This is a genomic window from Nitrosophilus sp., from assembly GCF_982775275.1.
Map to the genome: position 1 here is coordinate 1,685 of NZ_CEXZHP010000184.1, position 1,268 is coordinate 2,952.

Annotated in this window: 2 protein-coding genes; both read right to left on the reverse strand. The window is 32.4% G+C overall.

Features of this window, described 5'->3' with window-relative positions; genetic code table 11:
- A partial coding sequence (gene ftsY / locus AC30RD_RS07860; protein WP_489493910.1) for a signal recognition particle-docking protein FtsY occupies positions 1-785 on the reverse strand: 785 nt, incomplete at its 3' end.
- The coding region (locus AC30RD_RS07865; RefSeq protein ID WP_489493911.1) for a TlpA family protein disulfide reductase at positions 786-1,268 on the reverse strand (483 nt) is incomplete at its 5' end.

Below are 1,268 nucleotides of genomic sequence, written 5' to 3' on the forward strand. Positions count from 1 at the left end.
ACTCCTACATATAAGATAGGAAGTTTTAGCTCATGACTTATACTAATGATTGCTCCGCCCTTTGCCGTTCCGTCAAGTTTAGTTACTATTATGCCGTCAACTCCAACCATTTCATTAAAGGCTCTAGCTTGATTTATTGCAGAATTTCCCTGAGTTCCATCAAGTATCAAAATTTTTCTATGAGGAGCTCCTTTCATCGCTTTATCGCATACCCTAACTATTTTTTTTAACTCTTGAGCCAGATTTGTTTGTGTATGAAGTCTTCCGGCGGTATCAATTAAGACTCTATCAATTTTTTTTGCTTTTGCAGATTCTATCGTGTCGTAGGCAACAGCGGAAGGATCATGCCCCTGTTTTGTATAGACGATAGGAACCTCAAGTTTTTGTGCCCATTTTTTTAATTGCTCTATAGCCGCTGCTCTAAAAGTATCCGCTGCTCCAAGCATTACGCTAAAGCCCTCTTTTTTATATCTATATGCAAGTTTTGCTATAGTTGTTGTTTTTCCAGCACCGTTTACCCCTAAAATTAACTCAACATAAGGTTTTACATCAATCTCTTTATATTCAACCGGGGTAAACAAAAAAAGTAGATCATTTTTTAATATAGTTCTTGTAACTTTTTGAGGTAAAGACTGAACAATTTTTTCAACTATATCATATTCTACGTCAGCTTCGATTAAAATCTCTTCTATCTCCTCCGGAGTTGCGTATTTTTTCTTTTTTGGCGCAACGCCTTTGATATTTTCAAGAGTCTTTTTTAATCCTTTTTTTAAAAAACCTATCATTTACTTCTCTCCCAAAATATTTTTTATATCGCTATCAATCATCTCTTCTGGCACAGCACCCAAATAGTGTATCTTATATTTTCCCTCTTTAAATATTATCATTAAAGGAATCGGCATATTTCTTGGCGCTTGCACAGCTCCATAGAGGATTTTAGCAAGTTTAAAATTATCTTTTGAATTTGATATAAAATAGTTTATCTTATACTCTTTTTTAAATCTTTGCAACTCTCCAATATTTTTATCTTTTTCCAATAAAACGCCGATTATTGCCAAATCTTTTTTATATTTTTTTTGTAGATTAACAAGATGTGGTATTTCGGCTTTGCAAGGAGGACACCAAGTTGCAAAAAAATCAAACATAACAATTTTTTTATTTAGATCTTTGGCAATTATTGAATCATTTTTTATATTTAAGACAATTTTCGATCCGTTTATATCTTCTAATATTAACTCTTTTTTCTCTTCTTTTTTCTCTTTAATAGG